17 protein-coding genes and 1 tRNA gene are annotated in these 17420 nt (G+C 72.4%); 12 read left to right on the top strand and 6 right to left on the bottom strand.

The window, feature by feature from the left end; genetic code table 11:
* Nucleotides 1-185 precede the first annotated feature (185 nt).
* On the bottom strand, nt 186-656 hold the full coding sequence (locus tag AC5L3C_RS03355; RefSeq protein ID WP_493646780.1) for an Hsp20/alpha crystallin family protein: 471 nt from the start codon (nt 654-656) through the stop codon (nt 186-188).
* 209 nt (nt 657-865) lie between these two features.
* Here AC5L3C_RS03355 and polX point away from each other — a divergent pair, with 209 nt between their 5' ends.
* Together polX and AC5L3C_RS03345 are read left to right on the top strand one after the other, a co-directional pair.
* Nucleotides 866-2605 carry a DNA polymerase/3'-5' exonuclease PolX gene (gene polX, locus AC5L3C_RS03350; RefSeq protein WP_493646779.1) on the top strand — a complete coding sequence of 580 codons (1740 nt, stop codon included), beginning with the start codon at nt 866-868 and terminating at the stop codon, nt 2603-2605.
* An 87-nt stretch (nt 2606-2692) separates the two neighbouring features.
* The gene (locus AC5L3C_RS03345) at nt 2693-2833 is read left to right on the top strand and encodes a hypothetical protein (RefSeq protein WP_493646777.1); all 141 of its coding nucleotides are present in this window, start codon (nt 2693-2695) and stop codon (nt 2831-2833) included.
* 39 nt (nt 2834-2872) lie between these two features.
* Here AC5L3C_RS03345 and thiI read toward each other — a convergent pair whose 3' ends face one another.
* From thiI to dnaK, 3 genes are read right to left on the bottom strand one after another with little or no spacing between them, the layout of a single operon-like run.
* Nucleotides 2873-4102 carry a tRNA uracil 4-sulfurtransferase ThiI gene (thiI, locus tag AC5L3C_RS03340; protein ID WP_493646775.1) on the bottom strand — a complete coding sequence of 410 codons (1230 nt, stop codon included), beginning with the start codon at nt 4100-4102 and terminating at the stop codon, nt 2873-2875.
* A 46-nt stretch (nt 4103-4148) separates the two neighbouring features.
* Nucleotides 4149-4631 (bottom strand): nucleotide exchange factor GrpE, encoded by a 483-nt coding sequence (gene grpE, locus AC5L3C_RS03335; RefSeq protein WP_240661091.1) that lies wholly within the window; start codon nt 4629-4631, stop codon nt 4149-4151.
* A 2-nt stretch (nt 4632-4633) separates the two neighbouring features.
* A complete protein-coding gene (gene dnaK, locus AC5L3C_RS03330) occupies nt 4634-6505 on the bottom strand; it encodes a molecular chaperone DnaK (RefSeq protein WP_493646774.1) in 1872 nt (623 codons plus the stop codon).
* A gap of 688 nt (nt 6506-7193) precedes the next feature.
* Between dnaK and AC5L3C_RS03325 the strand changes: the two genes are divergently transcribed.
* The 9 genes from AC5L3C_RS03325 to AC5L3C_RS03285 all read left to right on the top strand — a co-directional run bounded on the left by AC5L3C_RS03325 (nt 7194) and on the right by AC5L3C_RS03285 (nt 15437).
* The gene (locus AC5L3C_RS03325; protein ID WP_493646772.1) at nt 7194-9080 is read left to right on the top strand and encodes a sensor histidine kinase; all 1887 of its coding nucleotides are present in this window, start codon (nt 7194-7196) and stop codon (nt 9078-9080) included.
* 68 nt (nt 9081-9148) lie between these two features.
* Nucleotides 9149-9583 carry a roadblock/LC7 domain-containing protein gene (locus AC5L3C_RS03320; protein ID WP_125502387.1) on the top strand — a complete coding sequence of 145 codons (435 nt, stop codon included), beginning with the start codon at nt 9149-9151 and terminating at the stop codon, nt 9581-9583.
* Between the two features lie 2 nt (nt 9584-9585).
* Entirely contained in the window at nt 9586-9957 is a 372-nt protein-coding gene (locus tag AC5L3C_RS03315) for a DUF742 domain-containing protein (protein ID WP_493653729.1), read from the top strand.
* Nucleotides 9935-10564: a GTP-binding protein gene (locus AC5L3C_RS03310; protein ID WP_125502385.1), complete on the top strand. Its 630-nt coding sequence runs from the start codon at nt 9935-9937 to the stop codon at nt 10562-10564. The genes AC5L3C_RS03315 and AC5L3C_RS03310 overlap by 23 nt, the downstream gene beginning before the upstream one ends.
* Nucleotides 10565-10622: 58 nt before the next feature.
* Nucleotides 10623-11198 carry a GAF domain-containing protein gene (locus AC5L3C_RS03305; RefSeq protein ID WP_125502383.1) on the top strand — a complete coding sequence of 192 codons (576 nt, stop codon included), beginning with the start codon at nt 10623-10625 and terminating at the stop codon, nt 11196-11198.
* A 182-nt stretch (nt 11199-11380) separates the two neighbouring features.
* A complete protein-coding gene (gene tdh, locus AC5L3C_RS03300) occupies nt 11381-12409 on the top strand; it encodes an L-threonine 3-dehydrogenase (RefSeq protein WP_493646769.1) in 1029 nt (342 codons plus the stop codon).
* A gap of 30 nt (nt 12410-12439) precedes the next feature.
* The gene (locus tag AC5L3C_RS03295; protein WP_493646767.1) at nt 12440-13639 is read left to right on the top strand and encodes a glycine C-acetyltransferase; all 1200 of its coding nucleotides are present in this window, start codon (nt 12440-12442) and stop codon (nt 13637-13639) included.
* A gap of 36 nt (nt 13640-13675) precedes the next feature.
* Nucleotides 13676-14581: a LysR family transcriptional regulator gene (locus AC5L3C_RS03290; RefSeq protein ID WP_493646765.1), complete on the top strand. Its 906-nt coding sequence runs from the start codon at nt 13676-13678 to the stop codon at nt 14579-14581.
* 496 nt (nt 14582-15077) lie between these two features.
* Complete coding sequence (locus AC5L3C_RS03285; RefSeq protein WP_164555558.1) at nt 15078-15437, top strand: MmcQ/YjbR family DNA-binding protein; 360 nt, start codon at nt 15078-15080, stop codon at nt 15435-15437.
* Nucleotides 15438-15453: 16 nt separating this feature from the next.
* Here the strand turns inward: AC5L3C_RS03285 and AC5L3C_RS03280 are convergent, their stop codons facing one another.
* Both AC5L3C_RS03280 and AC5L3C_RS03275 read right to left on the bottom strand, forming a co-directional pair.
* Nucleotides 15454-16368, bottom strand: a complete 915-nt coding sequence (locus tag AC5L3C_RS03280; RefSeq protein ID WP_493646763.1) for a transketolase family protein — start codon at nt 16366-16368, stop codon at nt 15454-15456.
* 57 nt (nt 16369-16425) lie between these two features.
* On the bottom strand, nt 16426-17133 hold the full coding sequence (locus AC5L3C_RS03275; protein WP_493646762.1) for a thiamine pyrophosphate-binding protein: 708 nt from the start codon (nt 17131-17133) through the stop codon (nt 16426-16428).
* A gap of 135 nt (nt 17134-17268) precedes the next feature.
* Here AC5L3C_RS03275 and AC5L3C_RS03270 point away from each other — a divergent pair.
* Nucleotides 17269-17342, top strand: a tRNA-Pro gene (locus AC5L3C_RS03270).
* Nucleotides 17343-17420: the final 78 nt, after the last annotated feature.

Here is a 17420-nt window from a genome sequence, read left to right as displayed (position 1 = left end):
ATTGCCGGACGCACTCGCACATCCCGGCTCGCGAGGGAATGAGCATTCGCGCGCGGGGGAATTATGAATTGCCTCGCTGCGGGGGCAATTGCCGCGGCCGGTGCCCACGGGTCGGCCGTCGCACGGCGGCGGAGATCCCCATCAGGGGAAGGGCCTGCCGCGCGACGGCCGCACACCGGGTCCGGTCAGCCCTCGGTGATCTCGATGTGCCGCGGCTTGGCGGCCTGTGCCTTCGGCACGGTGACGGTCAGAACGCCGTCGTGCAGGGTCGCGCTGACCTCGTCGGCCTTGACGTCGGAGGGCAGGAGGGTCTCGTACTCGAAGCGGCCGGTGCGGCGCGTGCTGCGGCGCAGCACACCGTCGCGTTCGCGCTCCTTGTACTCCCCGGTGATGCGCAGTCCCCGCTCGCTCATCTCGATGTCGATGTCGTCCCGCTTGATCCCGGGCAGTTCCGCCTCGATCACATAGGCGTCGTCGGTCTCCCGCATGTCTGCCGCGGGAGACCAGGACATGGCGGCGGGAGCGGCGGTGCCCATCAGCCGGTTCATGTGGTCGAACAGTTCTTCGAACCCGGCGGCGAGGGGTTCGCCCCAGCCCAGGCCGGCGAACGGCCGCTCCAGCAGGCTGCCGGATCGGTGGGGTACGGGAAGCGTCATCGCGGCTCACCTCCACGAGGTGGTTCCTTTGGTTCCTTCCGGTCACTTTCCATGGTGGGAGTCCTCTTCGCGTGGTGCGACCGGGCCGCGGATGTTTGCCCGTATCGCCTGCCTCATCGGCAAAAGGACCCGGGCGCGCCATGAAGGCATGAAACGCCGCACGGCGTCGGGCAGGCATGAAACGGCCCCGGCCCGTCCACTCGGGAGTCATGGCCCGCACCAACGACGAGGTGGCCGCGCTGTTCTCCGAATACGCGGACCTGATATCGATCACCGGAGGGGACGCGTACAAGGCACGCGTCTACGAGAAGGCCGCCCGGTCCGTGGGCGGCCACCACGCCGACGTGTCCACCCTCGACGCCAAAGGGCTCCAGGAGATCCCCAACGTCGGCAGGTCCATCGCCGAGAAGATCCTCGAGTACCTGGACAGCGGCCGGGTGTCCGCCGTCGAGGAGCTGCGGGCGAAGATCCCGGCCGGTGTCCGGCGGCTGACCGGGATCCCCACACTGGGCCCGAAGAAGGCCTCCCTCCTGTACGAGGAGCTGGGCATCGCCTCCGTCGAGGAACTGGCCGACGCCATCCACCAGGAACGCCTGCGCGACCTGAAGGGCTTCGGCCCGAAGACGGAGCAGAACATCCTCCACGGCATCGAGCTCCTGCGGTCCTCCGGCGAGCGGGTCCTGCTCGACACCGCGATGGACCTGGCCGACGACATCGTCACCGCGCTGTCCCGGGCGACCGGCTGCCGGCGCTGCGCCTACGCCGGGTCGCTGCGCCGCTTCCGGGAGACGATCGGCGACATCGACGTGCTCGCCGCGGCCGGCGAAGCTGCCCCCGTCATGCGGGCGTTCACCGAGCTGCCGTACGTCTCGGAGGTCATCGCGCACGGCGAGAAGAAGACCTCCGTCCGCACCACCAAGGGCCTCTCCGTCGACCTGCGCGTCGTACCGCCGGAGTCCTGGGGCGCCGCAATGCAGTACTTCACCGGCTCCAAGGCGCACAACATCCGCACCCGCGAGCTCGCCGTCCGCCAGAAGCTGAAGCTCTCCGAGTACGGGCTCTTCGACACCGAGAGCGGCCGGCGGATCGTCTCCGAGACCGAGGAAGAGGTGTACGCCCGGCTCGGCCTGCCCTGGATCCCGCCGACCCTGCGCGAGGACCGCGGCGAGATCGAGGCCGGACTGCGCGGCGAGCTGCCAGACCTGCTCCAGGAGTCGGACATCCGGGGCGACCTGCACACGCACACCGACCTCACCGACGGTCTGGCCCCGCTGGAGGAGATGGCCGCCGCGGCCGCCGGGCGCGGCTACGCCTACTACGCCGTCACCGACCACGGCCCCGACCTGTACATGCAGCGCATGACCGACGCACGCATGCTGGCCCAGCGCGAACGCGTCCGGGAGCTCGACGAGCGGTACGCACGGCGCGGCAAGCGGCGCGGCATGCGGCTGCTGCACGGAGCGGAGCTGAACATCGGCCCGGAGGGCGCCGTCGACTGGCCCGAGGAGTTCCTGGCCGGCTTCGACCTGTGCGTGGCCTCGGTGCACTCGCACTTCAACCAGAGCCGCGAGGCGCTGACCCGCAGGATCGTCCGCGCCTGCGAAAACCCGTACGTCAACATCATCGGCCACCCCACCACCCGGAAGATCGGCAGGCGGCCGCCGCTCGACGCCGACCTCGACGTGATCTTCGCCGCCTGCGCCCGCACCGGCACCGCGCTGGAGATCAACGCCCACCCCGACCGGCTGGACCTGCGCGACGAGGACATCCTGCGGGCCAGGAAGCACGGCGTGAAGTTCGCCGTCGACAGCGACGCCCATGCCGTCGTCCACCTGGCCCACATGTGCTACGGCGTGGGCACGGCCCAGCGCGGCTGGCTCACCAAGGACGACGTGATCAACACCTGGCCGGAGACCCGCCTGCGACGCTTTCTGCGCAAGAAGAGGTGAGAAGAGGTAAATCTCACCATGTGAGCTGTTCTTGTCCATTTCGACGTCGCACGGCCTAGCATTTCGCCCATCGGAAGAGGAGTAGCGATGGGTGAACACGTTCACGTCCGCGTCTGGGACGGCCTCAGTGTGAGTGAGGGCGGCGAACTGGTCGAGCAGTCCCGCTGCCGCTGTGGTGCCACGTGGAGCAGAAGTTACCGGGCGGACGACGGACCGCCCGAAAAGTGAGACCGCCGTAGGGCGGGCCGCTGTCGCCCGCCCGGCCGGTCACGACACGGCCCGGTCCGCGGGAGAACCGGCGTCCGGCGACGGCCGGTCGACGGACACGGGCAGCAGCCGTGCCTTGGTGAGCAGCGTGTCGACCATGTCGTCCACGTCCAGCCGCCGCTCGATCCGGGCGAGCTGTCCCGGCGTGGTGCGGGTGGCCACCGACCGGGGCAGCAGCAGGGTGCAGCAGTCCTCGTCCGGGAGCCGGGAGATCTCCGCGGTGCCCAGCCTGCCCGCCTCGGCCATGATCTCGTCCTTGTCCCAGGCCAGCAGCGGACGCAGCAGCGGCAGCTCGGCCGCCTGCTCCACGGTGGCCAGGTTGGCCAGGGTCTGGCTGGAGACCTGGCCCAGGCTGTCCCCGGTGACCAGGCCCTGCCCGCCGTGCTCGCGGGCGAGCCGGTCCGCGGCGCGCACCATCAGCCGCCGCTGGGCCACCACCTGCAGGGAACCGGCACCGGCCAGGGCCAGCTCCTTCTGGGCCTGCCCCAGCGGGATCAGCCACAGCCGTGAGGGACCCTGGAACCGCGCAAGGCGCCGGGCCAGCGCGTACGCCTTGTACGCGGAGGCGGGCCCGGTCAGCGGGGCACCGGTGAAGTGGACGAAGTCGCAGGCCAGACCGCGGCGCATGGCGCGGTGCGCGGCCACGGGCGAGTCGTAGCCGCCGGAGAGCAGGACCAGCGCCCGCCCGCTGCTGCCCACCGGCAGACCGTCATGGCCCCGGTACCGCTCCACGGACACGAAGACCTCGTGCAGGTCCACCTCCACCGCGATCTCCACCTCGGGGGTGCTCAGATCGACCGACCAGCCCAGCTCGGCGCCGACCCGCTCCCCGATCCGTGCGGCCAGCTGCGCGGAGCCGAGCGGGAAGCCCTTGTGCCGGCGGCGCGCCCGGACCGCGAAACGGGCGGCCCGGCCCGCGGGCCGCACCCCGCGGGCCACCTGGAGCGCGGCGTCGACGGCGGCCTCGGGCGTAGAGTCCACGCGGAGCGCGGGCTGCACCACGCTGACCCCGATCACATCCCGGACCCGCTCGAGGAGACCCGCCGGGAGTTCCGCCTGCCCGGGGGAGTAGAGCAGCAGCAGCCCGCCGCGGCGCCGCACCCGGACCGGGCGGTCCAGGTCGTCCAGGACACGGCGCACGTTGTCGACCAGCTGTCGCTCGAAGCGGCCCCGGTTGCGGCCCTTGAGCATCAGCTCCCCGTACTTCAGCAGGACGCACGACTGCCACATGAACCCCTCACCTCCTCGGCCCCGCGCCCCTGCGCGTACCCCGACATCACCCCTCCGTGCCGTTCGCCGCGGCCGGCGGCGGGCCCGTGACCTCCACATGGGCCGGACGCAGCAGCTGGTCGCCGAGCCGGTAGCCGGAGCGCAGGATCTTCGTGCAGACGAGCCGCTCGGCGCCGGGGGAGACATGATGCGTCACGGCCTCGTGACAGGCGGGCTCGAACACGTCCCCCTCCTCCCCGAACGCCTCGAGCCCCAAGGACCCCAGCTGCGTCCGCAGGGTGTCGGAGATGTCCTTCAGGCCCGGCGTCATGGGTTCGTGCGCGCAGGTCCGGTCGACCGCGTCCAGGACGGGCACGAGGGTGCGCAGGACGTTGGCCACGGCGATCTGCCGTACGGCGATACGGTCCCGGCGCACCCGCTTGCGGTAGTTGTCGTACTCGGCCTTCACTCGCTGCAGGTCGGCCGTGCGCTCCTCCAGCAGACGCTTCAGCCGGGTGGAGTCCCCGGCCGACAGCCCGCCCCGCTCCACGGTCAGCCCGCCTCCCGCCTGTCGTCCTTGTCGTCGTCGACGATCTCGGCGTCCACCACCTCGTCCTCGTCGCCGGTCCCGGCCGAGGTCCCCGCAGAGGTCCCGGTGCTCTGCCCGCTCTCGGCGCGCGTCCGCTCGTACATCGCGGTGCCGACCTTCTGCGCCGCCTGCGTGGCCCGTTCCACGGCCTGCCGGATGGCCGCCGTGTCGTCGCCCTTCAGCGCCTCCTTCAGCTCGCCGACCGCCGCCTCGGTCTCGGACTTCGCGTCGGCCGGGATGTTGTCCGCGTTGTCCTGGAGCAGCTTCTCGGTGGAGTAGACGAGCTGCTCGGCCTGGTTCCGCGTCTCGGCGGCCTCCCGGCGCTTGCGGTCCTCCTCGGCGTGCTGCTCCGCCTCGCGGACCATCCGGTCGATGTCCTCCTTCGGCAGTGCCGAACCGCCGGTGACGGTCATCTTCTGCTCCCGGCCCGTGGCGAGGTCCTTGGCGGACACATGCATGATGCCGTTGGCGTCGATGTCGAAGGCCACCTCGATCTGCGGCACTCCGCGCGGAGCGGGGGCGATGCCGGTCAGCTCGAACATGCCGAGCTTCTTGTTGTAGGCCGCGATCTCCCGCTCGCCCTGGTAGACCTGCACGGTCACCGAGGGCTGGTTGTCCTCGGCGGTGGTGAAGATCTCCGAACGGCGGGTCGGGATCGTGGTGTTGCGCTCGATGAGCTTGGTCATGATGCCGCCCTTGGTCTCGATGCCGAGGGACAGCGGGGTGACGTCGAGCAGCAGGACGTCCTTGACCTCGCCCTTGAGCACACCGGCCTGCAGCGAGGCGCCCACGGCCACGACCTCGTCCGGGTTCACGCCCTTGTGCGGATCCTTGCCGGTCAGTTCCCGCACCAGCTCGGTGACGGCCGGCATCCGCGTCGAGCCGCCCACCAGGATCACGTGGTTGATGTCGGACACCTTGATCCCGGCGTCCTTGACCGCGTTGTGGAACGGCGCCTTGCAGCGCTCCAGCAGGTCGGCGGTCAGCTGCTCGAACTGGGCGCGGGTGAGCTTCTCGTCCAGGTGCAGCGGGCCCTCGGACGAGGCGGTGATGTAGGGCAGGTTGATCGTCGTCTCGGTCGAGCTGGACAGCTCGATCTTGGCCTTCTCCGCCGCCTCGCGCAGCCGCTGCACGGCCATCTTGTCCTTGGACAGGTCGACGCCGTAGCCGTTCTTGAACTGCTTGACCAGGTGATCGACGATCCGCTCGTCCCAGTCGTCGCCGCCCAGGCGGGTGTCGCCGTTGGTGGCCTTCACCTCGATGACGCCCTCACCGATCTCCAGCAGGGAGACGTCGAAGGTGCCACCGCCCAGGTCGAAGACGAGGACGGTCTGGTCCTCCTCCTTGTCCAGTCCGTACGCCAGGGCCGCCGCCGTCGGCTCGTTGATGATCCGCAGCACGTTCAGGCCGGCGATCTCCCCGGCCTCCTTGGTGGCCTGCCGCTGGGTGTCGTCGAAGTAGGCGGGGACCGTGACCACGGCGTCGGTCACGTCCTCGCCCAGGTAGGACTCCGCGTCCCGCTTCAGCTTCTGCAGCACCCGCGCGGAGATCTCCTGCGCGGTGTACCGCTTGCCGTCGATGTCGCCCTTCTCCGGGAACCGCCAGTCGTGGTCGCCCACGTACCGCTTGACGGACCGCGCGGTGCGCTCCACGTTCGTCACGGCCTGCCGCTTGGCGACCTCGCCGACCAGCACCTCGCCGTTCTTGGCGAACGCCACGACCGACGGGGTCGTACGGGTCCCCTCCGTGTTGGTGATGACGGTGGGCTCGCCGCCCTCCAGGACCGAGACCACCGAGTTCGTCGTACCGAGGTCGATGCCGACTGAACGCGCCATTCGGGTTCACCCTCCTCGTGCTGCCTCTGGCTGCCGGATCTCCTGCCGGTGAGCTGCTGTGCAGTGACCTGCTCTACATGACGTGATAAAACTTGAGCCACCTGCTGTCAAGTTGGTCCCCGTGTACCGACGCGAACCGGAACCGCGCCCTCGCACTCTCCGCTACGGAGCGTCACGCTCTGGCCGGAGGGGTGTGGCGCCCGGCAGACGTCCGGACCCTCGCGGCGCGCCGGTCCCGGCCGTCGGGGCGGGGTGCCGGACCGGGGCCGCGGGCGGAGGTGCCCCGGCCTGCCCCGACGCTCGATGACCGCTTATGACCAGGGTAGATCGCCCGGTGTCCACTCTCGATCCGCCATGCTGGACGGTTATCGGTCTGTCGTACGACGCCTCATACCAGAGCGCGATGCTGTCCGCATGAGTTTGTCAACTGCCCACCGCACATGATGCGGTGGCGACTACGGTGAGTGTCGGTCGGAAGGCGCGACGGCTCACACCGCAGGGCGCGTCGCGCCGCGGGACCGCGTCGGAGAGATCGGGATCAGGGAGCGGGGACCGGTACGTGCAGCCACAAGGCGGACGAGTCAGTCGGCGGGGCGAGGGGCCCCGGCGCCCGGGCCCGGCCGGCGCCCCCGGTCCGGCGGGGGCTCGCGGCACGATCCACACGCCGGCGCCCGTCGGCACCACGGTCGTGGCCCGCGCGGCGGACCGCGGCGGGGCGGTCCCCGGCGACTCCCGCAGCCGCCGGACCGGCCCGGCGGGCCGGCCGGAGCGGCGCGAGGGCGGACGGCACGGACGGCCGCCCGCGCGGACCGCTTCCCTGCTGCCCGAGACCCAGATACGGCCCCAGTTGCTGCGCCTCGCCGTGCTGCCGCCCGTCGCGGTGGCGCTCAGCGCCTGCGCGGCCGTGCTCTTCACCGTCCGCTCCACCGGAGTGCGGCCGGGCCCCACCCTGTGGGGCGTGCTCGGCGGCGCCCTGTCGGTGACCTGCGCCGGCATCGTCATCGCCGCCGTGGCCGCCGACCGCGCCGCCCGGAGCGTGACCGACCGCATCGGCACCCTGCGCCGGAGCACCACCCGGCGCGAGGCCGATCTGCGCGCCCTCGTCGAGGCGCTCCGTCACGGCGAGACCCCGCCCCCGCGCCCCCGGCGCGGTGAACAGGCCCCCGAGGACGCCGACGAGTTCGACCTCCTCGCCGCCGACCTCACCCGCGCCCACGACGGCGCCGTCACCGCCGTCGTGCAGGCCGCGCAGCTCTCCAGCCAGACGGGCAGCGAACAGAAACTCGAGGTGTTCGTCAACCTCGCCCGGCGCCTGCAGTCCCTGGTGCACCGCGAGATCTCCATCCTCGACGAGCTCGAGAACGAGATGGAGGACCCGGACCTGCTCAAGGGCCTCTTCCACGTCGACCACCTCGCCACCCGCATCCGCCGCCACGCCGAGAACCTCGCCGTGCTCGGCGGGGCGGTCTCCCGGCGGCAGTGGAGCAACCCCGTCTCCATGACGGAGGTGCTCCGCTCGGCGATCGCCGAGGTCGAGCAGTATTCGCGGGTCAAGCTCGTGCCCCCGGTCGACGGCACGCTGCGCGGGCACGCCGTCGCCGACGTCATCCACCTGCTCGCCGAACTCGTGGAGAACGCCACGGTGTTCTCCGCACCCCACACCCAGGTGCTGCTGCGGGCCAACCTCGTCACCTCCGGGCTCGCCGTCGAGGTCGAGGACCGCGGACTCGGGATGCCGGTCGGCGAGCAGGAACGGATGAACGCGCTGCTCACCGACCCCGACCAGGTGCATGTCGCCAGCCTGCTCGCCGACGGCCGCATCGGGCTCTTCGTGGTCTCCCAGCTCGCCAAGCGGCACGGGATCCAGGTCCGGCTCCAGACCAACATCTACGGCGGGGTCCAGGCCGTCCTCGTGGTGCCGCAGTCCCTGCTCGGCACGGAACAGGACGCCGCGGGCGGCGGACAGGGCACAGGGGCGGGCCGGCAGCCGCACGACAGCGGCAGCGGCGCCGTGCCGACGGCCCGTCACATGCCCGCCGTAACCGCCGCCGCCCCCGCCCCCGCACACGGTCCGGGCACCCCGCACCACGGCGCCGCCACGCCCGCGCCCGCCGCGTCCCTCACCCCGGCCGTCCCCCAGCCCCGCCCCCCGGCCACGGCCCCCGACCAGGGCGCCGTCCCCCCGCCCCTGCCCCTGCGCGGTGCCCGCTCGGTGCGCCCCAATCCCGCCGAGGCCGTACCCGGGGTGAGCCCCGGCGACCGGGCCACCGTCGACACCAACGCCACCGCGCCCCTCACCCCGCGCAGCACCACGGTGCGCGGCACCATGAGCCGCCCCCAACTGCCGCGCCGCCGCGCCCAGGAGCACATCGCACCGCAACTGCGCGACCGACCGGAACCCCGCCAGGACACCGAGTTCGTCGCCGGCCACGACCCTCAGCTGATGGCGGCCTTCCAGCGGGGCGTCAGCCTCGCCGAGTCCCAGCAGGAGCCGTCCGCCGCCCCGCGGCCGTCCGCGGCCGCACCCCGCACCGACCTCACGGCCCGGCAGGACGGGAGCGCACCCGCCGGATGACCACCCGCCCTTCCACCCCCACGCCCAGCGCTCCCGCAGACCTTCGTACCCCAAGGAGTCGATCCACCATGGCGAGCGATGCGCCGACCGCCCAGGTATCCGACCTCGACTGGCTGATGAGCGGCCTCGTGCAACGCGTACCGCACACGAGCAGCGCCGTCCTGCTGTCCTGCGACGGGCTGGTGAAGTCCGTGCACGGCCTCGACCCGGACAGCGCCGACCACATGGCCGCCCTGGCCTCCGGCCTGTACTCCCTCGGCCGCAGCGCCGGCATCCGCTTCGGCGACGGCGGCGACGTCCGCCAGGTCGTCGTCGAACTCGACTCGACGCTGCTGTTCGTCACCACCGCCGGCTCCGGCACCTGCCTGGCCGTGATGGCCGGCCGGGAGGCCGACGCCGCCGTGCTCGGCTACGAGATGGCCATGCTGGTCAAATCCGTCCGGCCGTACCTGATGACGGCCCCCCGGCAGCAGGGCGTCGAACCCCCGGCGATGAGGCCTTGAGCGTGAAGGCGGCCGGTGACGGGCCGTGGCTCGACGACGCGGCCGGCCGGCTGGTGCGCCCCTTCACGGTCAGCAACGGGCGTACCCGCCCCACCGTCGCACTCGACCTGCTGTCGCAGGTCAGAGCCACCGGCGCCACCCCACTCGGCTATCTCGGCCCCGAGCACGCACAGGCCCTGGACCTGTGCCGCGCCCCGGTCCCGGTCGCCGAGGTCGCCGCACATCTGAGGCTGCCGGTGGCCGTCACCAAGGTGCTGCTGGCGGACCTCGTCGACTGCGGGGCGCTGACCGACCAACCCCCCGCGTTCCACCACCACCCCACGGACCGGGCCCTTCTGGAGGCAGTGCTCGATGGACTACGACGACAGCTCTGAGCGGGGCGCCGGCACGGCCCACGGTGACGACGCGTTCCCGACCGCCCTCAAGATCCTGGTGGCGGGCGGGTTCGGCGTGGGCAAGACGACCTTCGTCGGCGCGGTCAGCGAGATCGCGCCGCTCAGCACGGAGGAACTCCTCACCACGGTCAGCGCCGGCACCGACAACCTCGACGGCATCGAGAACAAGGTCGAGACGACCGTGGCCATGGACTTCGGCCGCATCACCCTCGACGCGGACCACGTGCTGTACCTGTTCGGCACGCCCGGCCAGGAACGCTTCTGGTTCATGTGGGACGAGCTCTGCGAGGGCGCGCTCGGCGCGGTCATCCTCGCCGACACCCGGCGTCTGGAGGAGTGCTTCGCGGCGGTCGACTTCTTCGAGCAGCGCGGCCTCGGATTCATCGTCGCCGTCAACGAGTTCGACGGAGCGTTCCGCTACGACCCCGCGGAGGTGCGGGGCGCCCTCGACCTCCCCGCCGAGGTCCCGGTCGTCCGCTGCGACGCCCGGATCTCCAGCTCCGGCGTCCAGACCCTGCTGACCCTCGTCCGCCACCTCATCGTCCACGCCCCGGCCACCACCACGGGGTACGGCGCGCACAGATGACCCCCGCAGCCCCTCGGAGCCCGTACATGACCCTCGCCCACACACCGGGAGCCCGCCCATGAGCTACGACCCGCCCCGCCCGGCAGGTCGTCTGCTGCTCACCCCCGAGGACAAGGAGGCCCCGGCCCGCACCGGCAGACTCCGCGGCCTGGGGCTGGGACACCGCCCCGAGCCCGCGCTCGACGCCTTCGCCCACGGCCTCGCGGAGCTCACCGGCGCGCCGTACGCCATGGTCAACTTTCTCGGCGAGGACGGCCAGTTCTTCGCGGGACTGCGCACCCCGGTCGCCGCCCCGTTCGTGCGCGCCGACGGCACCGGCGCGCTGCTGGACCGCACGCTGCCCCGCGACCACGGCTTCTGCCCCCATGTGGTGGCCCGGCGCAAGGCGCTGGTCCTGGAGGACGTGAGCGACTATCCGCGGTTCGCGGGCAATCCGGTGGTGGACGAGTTCGGGATCCGCTCCTACCTGGGCGCCCCGCTGATCGACAGCACCGGCATGGTGCTCGGCACCGTCTCGGTCACCGACGTCCAGCCGCGGGCCTGGGGCCGGCCGGGACTCGCCGCCATCAAGGCACAGGCCGCGGACCTCGCCGCGCGGCTGGAGCGGCTCCAGGACGAGGGGCTGCCGCTGTGAGACCCGGCGGCGCCGCCGATGGGGTGACCGTGTGAAGCAAAGCTGTGGCCGTGCTTAAGAAAACCTCGATGGACCCGTGAGGGTGTTGTACGGCAGATTGCTGTGCGATTCCACTCCTCCTCCCGGACCGGGGCCGCTTAGGCGTGCCCGGGGGCCGGGACTCACCCTCAGGAGCCGTAGCGTTGAAGGCGCTGGTCAAGGAGAAGGCGGAGCCCGGGCTGTGGCTCGTGGACGTCCCGGAGCCCGCCGTCGGACCCGGCGACGTGCTGATCAAGGTGCTGCGCACCGGTATCTGCGGTACCGATCTGCACATCCGGTCCTGGGACGGCTGGGCGCGGCAGACGATCAGTACGCCGCTGGTGCTCGGGCACGAGTTCGTCGGCGAGGTCCTCGAGACCGGCCGGGACGTCACCGACACCAAGCCCGGTGACCGGGTCAGCGGCGAGGGCCACCTCGTGTGCGGCAAGTGCCGCAACTGCCTGGCCGGACGCCGCCACCTGTGCCGGGCCACGGTCGGCCTCGGCGTCGGACGCGACGGAGCCTTCGCCGAGTACGTCGTCCTGCCCGCCACCAACGTCTGGGTGCACCGGGTCCCCGTCGACCTCGACGTCGCCGCGATCTTCGACCCGTTCGGCAACGCCGTGCACACCGCGCTGTCCTTCCCGCTGGTCGGCGAGGACGTCCTGATCACGGGCGCGGGCCCGATCGGTCTGATGGCCGCCGCCGTGGCCCGGCACGCCGGTGCGCGCAACGTCGTCATCACCGACGTCAGCGAGGAGCGCCTGGAGCTCGCCCGCAAGATCGGCGCGACCCTGGCGCTGAACGTCGCCGAGTCCACCATCGCCGACGGGCAGCACGCCCTCGGGCTGCGCGAGGGCTTCGACGTCGGCCTGGAGATGTCCGGCCGGCCCGAGGCCATGCGCGACATGATCGGCAACATGACGCACGGCGGCCGCATCGCGATGCTCGGCCTGCCCGCCGAGGAGTTCCCGGTCGACTGGGCCCGCGTCGTCACCTCGATGATCACCATCAAGGGCATCTACGGCCGTGAGATGTTCGAGACCTGGTACGCCATGTCGGTCCTGCTGGAGGGCGGCCTCGACCTCGCCCCCGTGATCACCGGCCGCTACTCCTACCGCGACTTCGAGTCCGCCTTCGAGGACGCCGCCGCGGGCAAGGGCGGCAAGGTCATCCTCGACTGGACCGCGTAAGTCATCCGCCTCCCAAGGAGCCCCGTCATCATGTTCGACTCCGTGCGCGACGACCTGCGCGCCACCCTCGACGAGATCCGCGCCGCCGGCCTGCACAAGCCCGAGCGCGTCATCGGCACCCCGCAGTCCGCGACCGTGAACGTCACCGCCGGCGGCCGCCCCGGCGAGGTCCTCAACTTCTGCGCCAACAACTACCTCGGGCTCGCCGACCACCCCGAGGTGGTCTCCGCCGCCCACGAGGCCCTCGACCGCTGGGGCTACGGCATGGCGTCCGTCCGCTTCATCTGCGGCACCCAGGAGGTCCACAAGGAGCTGGAGGCCCGCCTGTCGGCGTTCCTCGGCCAGGAGGACACGATCCTCTACTCCTCCTGCTTCGACGCCAACGGCGGTGTCTTCGAGACGCTGCTCGGCCCGGAGGACGCGGTGATCTCCGACGCGCTGAACCACGCTTCGATCATCGACGGCATCCGGCTGTCCAAGGCCCGCCGCTTCCGCTACGCCAACCGCGACATGGCCGACCTGGAGCGGCAGCTCAAGGAGGCCGCGGAGGGCGGCGCCCGGCGCAAGCTGATCGTCACCGACGGCGTCTTCTCGATGGACGGCTACGTCGCCCCGCTGGACGAGATCTGCGACCTCGCCGACCGGCACGGCGCCATGGTCATGGTCGACGACTCGCACGCCGTCGGCTTCGTCGGCCCCGGCGGGCGCGGCACGCCCGAGCTGCACGGCGTCATGGACCGCGTCGACATCATCACCGGCACGCTCGGCAAGGCCCTCGGCGGCGCCTCCGGCGGCTACGTCGCCGCCCGCGCGGAGATCGTCGCCCTGCTGCGCCAGCGCTCCCGTCCGTACCTGTTCTCCAACACGCTCGCCCCGGTGATCGCCGCCGCCTCCCTGAAGGTCCTCGACCTGCTCGAGTCCGCCGACGACCTGCGCGTCCGCCTGGCCGAGAACACGGCCCTGTTCCGCCGGCGGATGACCGAGGAAGGCTTCGACGTCCTCCCCGGCGACCACGCCATCGCCCCCGTGATGATCGGCGACGCGGCCCGCGCGGGACGCATGGCGGAGCTGCTGCTGGACCGCGGCGTCTACGTGATCGGCTTCTCCTACCCCGTGGTCCCGCAGGGGCAGGCCCGGATCCGCGTCCAGCTGTCCGCCGCCCACTCCACGGACGACGTGAACCGCGCGGTGGACGCCTTCGTCGCGGCGCGGGCGGAACTCGACGCCTGAGCGGAACACACCGAGCGATTTGAGACAATCGCTCTCATGATCGAGGCGCGGCGGCTCCACATCCTCCGTGCGGTGGCGGACCACCGTACGGTCACGGCGGCGGCCGCCGCGCTGTATCTGACCCCCTCGGCCGTCTCCCAGCAGCTCGCCGCCCTCGAACAGGAGACAGGCCACCGTCTCGTCGAGCGCGGCGCCAAGGGCGTACGGCTCACCCCGGCCGGCGAGATCCTGCTCAACCACACCAACGCCGTCCTGGCGCAGCTGGAGCGCGCGGAGGCGGAGCTGGCCGCCTACGGCTCCGGTGAGGCCGGCACCGTCACGGTCGCCGCCTTCGCCACCGGCATCGCCCAGGTCGTGGCGCCCGCCGTGGCCCGCCTCGCCACGTCGGCACCCGGGATCCGGATCCGGGTCCAGGACGCCGAGGGGGACGCCAGCCTGCCGATGGTCCTCGACCGGCAGGTCGACGTCGCCGTGGCGGTCGAATACCGCGGCGCGCCGCCCGCCGACGACCCGCGCCTGGCCCACATACCCCTGTACGCCGAGCCCTTCGACGCGGTCGTCCCGGTCACCCACCGCCTGGCCGGCACCGCCGAGGTGCCGCTGGCCGAGCTGGCCAAGGACCCCTGGATCGGTCCCTACCCCGGCAACCCCTGTCACGACGTGGTGGTGCTGGCCTGCGAGAACGCCGGGTTCCAGCCCCGCCTGGAGCACTCCTCGGACGACTTCCGCGCGGTGGTCGCCCTCGCCTCGGCGGACGTGGGCGTCGCCCTGGTACCCCGCTCGGCGCTGCGCGGCATGGACCTCGCGGGCGTCGTCGTCCGCCCGGTGGACGGAGTGGCCCCGACCCGTCGCGTCTTCGCGGCCGTACGCCGCGGCGCCGAGGAGCACCCCCTGATCCACCCGGTCCTGAACGCCCTCCACGCGGCAGCCGCCGAGGCGTAGCGACCGGCCTCGGAGGCCTGCCACGCCCCGTACCGGAGGCGGCCCCGGCCGAGCGTGTGGGTGCCCGTCCGGTGCACGGGACGGCCGGCCTGCCGCGCTCTCGCGGCCGCGGGCCGGGCGCCGAGGCGTGGGCGCCGGTCTGTCGGCCGTGCCGTATTGGCTCACGCCGCCGCGCGGCCGGGGAGCGGCCGTGGCCGTGTTCGGCGGTGGTCGTCCGTCCGGTGGACCGGGGCCCGGACCCGCCGGGTCTGGGCGTGGGTGCGCCGGGGCGCCGCTGATCCGCCTGGCCCTGGATGCCCTCCGCGCGGCGGCCGCCGAGGGGTGACCCCGCGCCGCTGGGGAGCGGCGGTGGTTGTCCCGTCCGGTGGACGGGGTGGCGTCGGCCCGCTGGGTTCGGGCGGCCGAGCGAGAGGCCCGCTGAGCCGCCCGGGCCTGTGCGCTCCGTGCGGCGTGAACGGGCACGTCAATGTCAGTGGTGGGCGCTACCGTGCCTGGCATGCCGGATGCCGAAGACGTACGTCGGATCGCCCTGTCCCTGCCGGACGCCACGGAGAAGATCGCCTGGGGCATGCCCACGTTCCGTGTCGCGGGGAAGATGTTCGCCACCCTGCCCGAGGACGAGACCTCCGTCGCCGTGCGCTGCCCCAAGGAGGAGCGCGACGAACTGGCCCTCGCCGAACCGGAGAAGTTCTGGATCGCCGAGCACGAGGCGCAGTTCGCGTGGGTCCGGGCCCGCCTGGCCGCCCTGGAGGACGAGGGCGAACTGCGCGACATCCTCGCCGACTCCTGGCGTCAGGCGGCCCCCTCACGGCTGCTGGAGGCGCACCCCCGGCTGGGGCTGCCGTCCGCCCGGTAGGAACCCGCCGCGCGCGTCACGCGCCCGCCGGCACCGCGTCGAGGAACCCGCCGATGCGGTCCCGCAGCGACCGGGCGTCCAGACCGTGCGCGGCGACGTGCTCCTCGAGCGTGCCGTACCGCCGCAGCTCCGCCCGGCCCACGCCGAGCCCCAGCACGCGGTGCGGCAGATCGGCCAGCGCCTCGTTCGCCGCGGCCGTCGACGTGCCCGCCAGGTACGGCTCCACGAGCACGACGTCCGTTCCCGCCCCCTCCGTCGCGCGGCGCAGCGCCCCCGCGTCGAAGGGGCGGACGGTGGTCGCGTACAGCACAGTGACGTCCAGACCCTCCGTCGCGTCGAGCACGGCGTCCAGCATCGGCCCGACGGCGACCACGACCCCCGACCGTCCCTCGCGCACCGTGCGGAACCGCTCCCCGTCCACGGGCAGCCCGCGCGCGTTGGACTGCAGGGACAGCCGCACGTACACCTTGTCGTCCCCGGCCGCCACCGCGTGCCGCAGCAGCGCCTCGGCCTCGTCCGGATGCCCCGGCACATGCACGGTCCAGCCGTCCAGGGTGTTCAGCAGCGCCACATCGCCCGGGGCCATGTGCGTGTACCCGCCGGCCGGCCAGTCGAAGGAGGCGGCGGCGCTCACCAGCACCGCCCCGGCGCCCTGGTGCCCGAGGTCCAGCTTGACCTGCTCGAAGGGCCGCTCCACCAGGAAGCTGGCGAAGGTGTGCACGACGGGGCGCAGCCCGGTCAGCGCCATCCCGGCCGCGGCGCCGACCAGGAGCTGTTCCCGGATGCCCACATTGACCACTCGGTCCGGATGGCGCCGCCGTGCCCCGGCGAAGCCGTCCAGGCCGATGTCGGCGAGCACCACCGCGACCCGTGGGTCCTCGTCGAGCAGCCGGGTGACGACAGGGGCGAGACGATCACGCATGGTGTCCATGGAGACCGGTCCTTTCGTAGAGGGAAATGAGCGGTGAGGGGCAGGGCGCGGAGCGCTTCACGCGTGCTTCGGCTCGACCCGGGCCACGACCGCGTGCGGCCTGCCCGGATGCGGAGCGGTGAACGCGGCGTACAGCGCCTCGTGGTCACGTCCGTCGACCGTGACCACCGACCAGCCGGCCGCCTCGAAGCGCGCGGCGATGCCGCCCGGCCGGGCGTAGGAGGCGGAGGAGTTGTCGACGACCACGGTGTGCAGGCGCTCCAGACCCGCGCTGCCCGCGAAGGCGATCGCCTCGTGGTTGCTGCCCTCGTCGAGTTCGGCGTCCCCGACCAGCGCCCACACCCGTGGCTCGGCCAGCCCCTGGGCACGCAGTCCCAGCGCCGTGCCGACCGCGATCGGCAGCCCGTGACCCAGCGAGCCGCTGCCGATCTCCGCGCCCGGCACGAGCACGCGGTCGGGGTGGTGGCCGAGCGGGGAGTCGAACGAACCGAACCCCGGCAGCCAGCCGGCCGGCACGAACCCCTTGGCCGCCAGCACGGCGTAGTACGCCATCGGCCCGTGCCCCTTGGACAGCAGGAACCGGTCCCGCTGCGGATCGTCCATCCGTCCGGGGCCGACCCGCAGCACCCGGTCGTACAGCACCCACAGCACGTCCAGCGTGGACGTCGCGGCCGGGCCGTGCTTCTCGTCGCCGGTCATCAGCCCCATCAGGGCCGGCAGATCGGCGTATCCGTACTCGTGTGCGCGTTCCTCGGTGATCGTCATACGGCCATCGTTCAACCTCAACCAAACTTCAGGTCAAGGGCCGCCCGCCGATAAACGCGTGCGCGATCACCGCCCCGAGTGCGGTATGGTTTCCGTGCGCGTTCGGCCGGGGGAAGCCCCAGGTCAGACGGGCAACGGGACGTGGCGCAGCTTGGTAGCGCACTTGACTGGGGGTCAAGGGGTCGCAGGTTCAAATCCTGTCGTCCCGACTGGAGACAGTCGTCGGCCGAGGGCCGGTTTCGGAGGAGTCCGAAACCGGCCCTCGGCCATTCCCGGGGCCCCGCTGC

It is taken from the genome of Streptomyces speibonae (genome assembly GCF_984686075.1).
This window is presented reverse-complemented; position numbering and strand designations above follow the sequence as displayed.